Annotated in this window: 9 protein-coding genes; 3 read left to right on the plus strand and 6 right to left on the minus strand. The window is 61.0% G+C overall.

Features of this window, described 5'->3' with window-relative positions; all coding sequences use genetic code 11:
- The first annotated feature begins 140 nt into the window (after positions 1 to 140).
- The gene (locus L2A60_RS20700; RefSeq protein ID WP_262313225.1) at positions 141 to 269 is read left to right on the plus strand and encodes a hypothetical protein; all 129 of its coding nucleotides are present in this window, start codon (positions 141 to 143) and stop codon (positions 267 to 269) included.
- Between the two features lie 13 nt (positions 270 to 282).
- Positions 283 to 462 (plus strand): hypothetical protein, encoded by a 180-nt coding sequence (locus L2A60_RS19715; RefSeq protein WP_235706165.1) that lies wholly within the window; start codon positions 283 to 285, stop codon positions 460 to 462.
- Here L2A60_RS19715 and hemN read toward each other — a convergent pair.
- From hemN to L2A60_RS19730, 4 genes are all read right to left on the minus strand, one after another.
- Positions 444 to 1796, minus strand: a complete 1353-nt coding sequence (hemN, locus tag L2A60_RS19720; RefSeq protein ID WP_235706166.1) for an oxygen-independent coproporphyrinogen III oxidase — start codon at positions 1794 to 1796, stop codon at positions 444 to 446. The genes L2A60_RS19715 and hemN overlap by 19 nt on opposite strands.
- An 86-nt stretch (positions 1797 to 1882) precedes the next feature.
- Positions 1883 to 2077: a cation-transporting P-type ATPase gene (locus L2A60_RS20995; RefSeq protein ID WP_407932576.1), complete on the minus strand. Its 195-nt coding sequence runs from the start codon at positions 2075 to 2077 to the stop codon at positions 1883 to 1885.
- A gap of 3 nt (positions 2078 to 2080) precedes the next feature.
- Positions 2081 to 2899 (minus strand): CBS domain-containing protein, encoded by an 819-nt coding sequence (locus L2A60_RS19725; protein ID WP_235706171.1) that lies wholly within the window; start codon positions 2897 to 2899, stop codon positions 2081 to 2083.
- Positions 2862 to 3611, minus strand: a complete 750-nt coding sequence (locus L2A60_RS19730; protein WP_235706167.1) for a Crp/Fnr family transcriptional regulator — start codon at positions 3609 to 3611, stop codon at positions 2862 to 2864. Before L2A60_RS19730 ends, L2A60_RS19725 begins: the two co-directional genes overlap by 38 nt.
- A 136-nt stretch (positions 3612 to 3747) precedes the next feature.
- Between L2A60_RS19730 and L2A60_RS19735 the strand changes: the two genes are divergently transcribed.
- Entirely contained in the window at positions 3748 to 4251 is a 504-nt protein-coding gene (locus tag L2A60_RS19735) for a hypothetical protein (protein WP_235706168.1), read from the plus strand.
- Positions 4252 to 4264: 13 nt separating this feature from the next.
- On the opposite strand, the gene L2A60_RS19740 is transcribed toward L2A60_RS19735, so the two are convergent.
- Positions 4265 to 4774, minus strand: a complete 510-nt coding sequence (locus tag L2A60_RS19740; RefSeq protein ID WP_235706169.1) for a DUF1269 domain-containing protein — start codon at positions 4772 to 4774, stop codon at positions 4265 to 4267.
- Positions 4775 to 4875: 101 nt separating this feature from the next.
- The coding region (locus L2A60_RS19745; RefSeq protein WP_235706170.1) for a hypothetical protein at positions 4876 to 5439 on the minus strand (564 nt) is incomplete at its 5' end.

Genomic DNA, 5439 nt, shown 5'->3' on the forward strand with positions numbered 1-5439 from the left:
CGCCGCATGGGAGCGCACCCGCAATAGGGATCACGTCAAGGCCAACTGGCACTTCACCACCGCAAACGCCCGCATCAAACTGAAGCGGCTATACCCCGCACTATGAGCGACTCGGGGTACTAGGCAAAATCGGTGCCACCATGGACGATCCGGTGCCCGACGCCGATCAGCGCATCGCCATCAAGATGCTGCCGCCACCCAATCGAGCAGCGGGCCAAGTGGATCCTTATGCGAGTGTTTCGCACCATTCGACCAGCGCCGTTCGATGATCAGCTTGCCGTCATGGTCGAAACCCTGGAAATGCGGCGCCTCTCCGACCCGTTCGATTCTGCCATGCGTGATTCTCGGATGATCCGCCATCGTCTCGAACAAGGCGAATTCGATACTGAGGAGACGGGAATGACGGTCAGGACCGCATTGGCCATGTCAAACTTTTCTTGTGCTCAAATTGCCGAAGCGTGACGCGCCGTCTCCGGGTCAAGATAAGCGTCGAAACACGAAGCCACATGGCGCAGGAACGGCCGTCCCGCTTCGGTGACCGAGATGACCGAACCGTCGCGCCGGATCAACCCATCCATGGCGAGCGACTCGAGCTTCGGCCAAACGTCATCAAATGTAGCAAAATCGACACCGGCATTCTTTGCAAGCCGCGCCACATCAACGGCAAGATCGCACATGATCCGCTCGATGATCGCGCGACGCAGACCGTCTTCTTCAGTCAAAGCGAGGCCGCGTGCGATGGCAAAACCAGCTTTTTCGATCGAAGCGAGATAATCGGCGGTCCGTGTCGCGTTCTGCGCGTAGCCTTGCGGGAGAGCCGAGATCGCGGATGCACCGAAGCCGATCAGCACATCGGCGTCATCGACCGTGTAACCCTGGAAATTACGCCGCAGCGCCGGTGTGCCGCAGGCGAGCGCCATGCGGTCGCTTGGTTTCGCGAAATGGTCGAGACCGATCCGACTATAGCCGGCTTCGGCGAGCATGGTCCCTGCGCGCGCCTGCTGGGCAAGACGCGCCACCGCGTCAGGCAGATCGTATTCGGCGATCACCTGCTGACGCTTCTGCATCCAGGGCACATGGGCATAACCGTAGAGCGCGACCCGGTCCGGGTCGATTTCGAGGACAGACTCAACCGTCGCCTCCAAGGACGCGACGGTCTGGTGCGGCAGGCCATAGACGAGATCGAGATTGATCGAGCATGCACCGGCCACGCGCGCAACCAAAGCGGCATGGCGTGTTTGCGCGACACTCTGGTGCCGGCCGATCGCATCCTGCACGGCCGGCGAGAAATCCTGCACGCCCAGGCTGGCACGGCCGATGCCGAGCGCGCGCAGATCGGACTCGGCAGTTGTGGGCAGGGTGCGCGGATCGATCTCGATCGCGATTTCGGTATCTGCATCAATCACGAAATGTCGGCGTAGTGCTGCATCGATCGCCTGCATTGAGGGTGCGGGCAGAGCGGTCGGTGTGCCGCCGCCCCAATGGATCTGTCGGACCGGCAGGCGATGGCCGATCGCCGAAGCGACACGCGCGATCTCCGCCTGCACCGAGGTTGCATAGCGTTCCAGAGCCGTGACGCTGTTCATCACGCTGGTATTGCAACCGCAGAACCAGCACAGGCTGCGGCAGAACGGCACATGCAGATAGAGCGAGGCGGTAGCGCCGTCGGGGATCGCCGCAAGCCAGCGCCGATGCACGTCTCTATTGACACGCGCATCGAATTGCACAGCGGTCGGGTAGCTGGTGTAGCGTGGCAGGCGGCGATCGTAGCGGGCGAGCAGCGAGAGCGTGTCCATGCCGCGGAGAATAGGCGGTTCCGCCGCACCGTGCCTTGATCCTGATCAACGCGCAGTCGTGAAGTGCATGGTTTGCACCGGGAGCATCAGCACAAGAAAGGGCAACGTGCGGATCTGGGAGAGGGGCAGATTCCAGACCATCGTGGCCACACCTTACCGGCGATTGCGGCGATCCAGCGTTCGGAGACATCCGCGACCGCATTCGGCCCGAATTGTACGAGCCGCCGCGCGGCCTCCGTGCGGGTCAGACCGGGGTCCATGTCCTCTGTGGCGCCGCTCATTGGTCAGAACGAGCCGAAGGCGACACCACTGCTCGGATCGACGTTGTCGGGATTAACATAGATCATTCTGTCCACGACCGATTTCACTCCCTTTGTGTTCTCCGCGAGCACGATCAGCGCGCGCCGCTCGGCATCGCTGAAGATCGGACCCGCCAGGGTCGCAATCCCATCACGAGCCGTGATCACGACGCTACCCTTCGGCGCCCATTTCAACCGTGTGATGTTCTCATGGATCATTGTTGCCTTGGCATCGTCCGACATCACGTCGTCATCGACCACCAAAAGCCGGGTAATTAACGCCGCCAGAAGATTTTTCCGGGTCAGGAGGCCGATCAGCGCATCGCCGCGTCCTACCGGCACCTGCCTGATCCGATGGATTTCCATCAAGTTCACCGCGTCCACAAGTGGGGTTTCGACTGTCACGGTCTTGACGTTCTCGGTCATGATTTCGCCGACGTAGCGCCCCCGCGCCTTGACGAATTGGCGCGCGGAGGTCTCGGGCGCGAAGAAGCCGTGCCACCAGTTGATTTCGGGCGCCGTGTCGAGTTCCGGCCGGCGCAGCAGGTCGCCATCGGTCATAATGCCGACCAACCTCCCATCCCGGTCGGTAACGGGTAGTGCGGAGAGATGCTGATCGAGCATGATGCGCCCGGCATCGCTCAAGGTGGTTCTGGGTTCGACCGTGACCGGTCCGACAGTCATGATATCGCGAATGTTCATGATCTCCTCCTGACAATCGCAGGAGGAGACTAGCAAAGTGGTGCACCGATGGTCTTGATCTCGATCAAGACCGGCTGGTCGCGAAAGCGGACAATCGGTCACGATCAAGGATTCTGACGCCGTGATCCTTGCCGACCTCGACGATGTTCTGCCGCTTCAGGGCGGAAAGAGCGCGCGAGACAGTTTCGAAGGTCAGGCCGAGGTAATCGCCGAGATCCGCACGAGTCATTGGCAGGGCGAGTGCTTGGGCCCCGTTCGGGCAAATCTCCGCGCGGTCGCTCCAGCCCAGCAGAAAGGAGGCAAGTCGTTCGATCGCGCTCTTGCGCCCCAGGAGGAGCATCTGCTCTTGTGCTAAGATCAGTTCGTGCGAGGCGACATCGAGCAATCGCCGTTCAAGCGCGGGAAACGTCGTGAATACCGAACGGAGTTCGGTGCGGTCGAACCTGCACAGCCGCACCTCATTGATCGCTTCGGCGGTGAAGGCATAGTGGTCGGCGGCGGCCAGGCCGACGAAGTCCCCCGCACCGACGAAACCGGTGATCTGCCGCCGCCCGTCTGGCAGATCCTTGAACAGTTTGGCCGTACCGCGATTGATGTTGAAGAAATGCCGTGCCTTGTCGCCTTCCGCGACAAACATCCGGCCTTTCGGGACGGTATGGGACTTCGCCACACTCGCTAGAAAATGCAGATCCTCGTCGGCCAGTGCGTCGCACAGGCCAATATGCCGTGCTTCGCAGCCGGCGCACAGTCCCGGAATGATGGCATCCGAGAGATTGATCGATGAACGTCTGAGCCCGTTCCGATGATCCGACATCACTGGTCCTCTTGCCCGACCAACTCAAGAATTTGACATAAACTCTGGCGCTGCTCGACGCAAATCGACCCGGAATTTCCGTGTCCTCGTTGATTTCGATCAAGGCGATGGATGACAAACGGCGCGATATCGGATCATGTCCAAGACCACAGCGCCTGCGGGCCGCATCACCGAGGGGTGCTTCGTCGTCGAACCGATGACGGCCAAGCAGATCGGTCCGAGCTATCCGATCATCCAGATGGCACTGCCTCGTGTCAGCCGCGCGGACTGGCGGAGCTTCGCGCGGCGCACCATCGCCGCAATGTCCAGCCATCGCGGCATCCTGGTCATTCGACGGCGGGAACGGCCTTACCCGAGCGGCATCGCCTGTTATCGCTGCGAAACCGATCTATCGCACGGCCGGATATTGACGGCGCGCCCTCTGGCCGCGATCGACATTCTGAACACGGTACCGCTTTTCCATGGGCTGGTGGAGGGGCTCGTCACGATCGCGCGAGCGCATGACTGTCGTGCCCTGCGCGTGGCTTTAGCAAGCGGTGGCGCGATTGTGCCACTATCCGCGACGATCGGCTGGCCGATCGAAATCAGCGGCGAATACACGATCATTCTCTTGCCCCCGGCCGAACGAATGGTACAGTAAGGGCCGAGATGCGTTAGTTTGTTGCGGACAGTGTCGCCTGATGGCCTGCCAGAGCCTCGCGCAGCGCGGCTTCCTTGGAATGATCGAGCGAGGTGCGCAGCACCGTACCGCCGACACCCTGGAGATCATCGAACACCTTGTCTGCGGTCATCTTGCGCACGAGCAAGAACAGGGCGGCACTGCCGGGTTGCAGCACTTCTGCAAGATTCTTCATGAACCGGTCGTTGATGCCAAAATCACTCAACGCGCCACCGAGCGCGCCGGCACCGGCGCCGATCGCGACGCCAACCAGCGGCATCATGAACAGGAGGCCAATCAGAAAGCCCCAAAAGCTGCCGGAGGCGGCACCCGCCGCAGTGGGGTGAAACAACTGGTTGAGCCTGACATGGCCGTCCGGCTGCTTGACCGCGACCACGGCGTCACCGAGCTCGATCAGATATTCCTTCTGCATATCCAGCACTTTGCGCCGGACTTCTTCGGCTTTTGCCTCGGACGGAAAGGCGATGACGATCAGGTCGTTCATGTTTGCCTCATTTTATCATGTGGATGCCGTCATCATTGTGCACCGGCAGTCGGCCGCGAGCAATTCGAGCAATTATGGCACGATCCGGCAGGTTCGGACGGTCAGGGAAATCGCTTCTTCGTGTAGCGCCAGGCGATGATGTAGAACCCGAGATAGACGAAAGAGATGAAGACGATGATGCCTCGCCATCCATCAGTTCCTCGGGCGCGCTGTTGACGGCTCGAATCCGTGTGTGATTCAAGGATTCCGCCCTTTTTCTGGAGCGGGATCGAATGTCGGCGGCGAGTGGGATTGTTGTCTGGGCGGACGGCATCAAGGCCGAACTGAAGCAGCGGCTGCCCAGGCAACGCAAGACCCAACGCGACAAGCTCGCACTGCTGGTCGCCACCATGTTGCATGTCCGTAGCGCCAATCTGGTGGAACTCGCATCCGGATTGCCGCGCGAGTCGGATCGCCACTAGGTCTTGATGCTCAGCGTGCGCTGGGGCGAACGCGCGCTGCCTCTGGCGTGGCGCGTCGAGGAAACCGACGGCGCCATCGGATTGAACCGCGCCGGGAATCCTGGAGGCTCCAACTCTTGAGTAGGATGGAGCAATGGAAAAGCGGAAGACATCGAACAGATATTCACCTGAGGTCCGCGAACGCGCGGTGCGGATGGTGCTGGA

The sequence above is a fragment of the Acidiphilium iwatense genome, from assembly GCF_021556475.1.
GTDB lineage: Bacteria > Pseudomonadota > Alphaproteobacteria > Acetobacterales > Acetobacteraceae > Acidiphilium > Acidiphilium iwatense.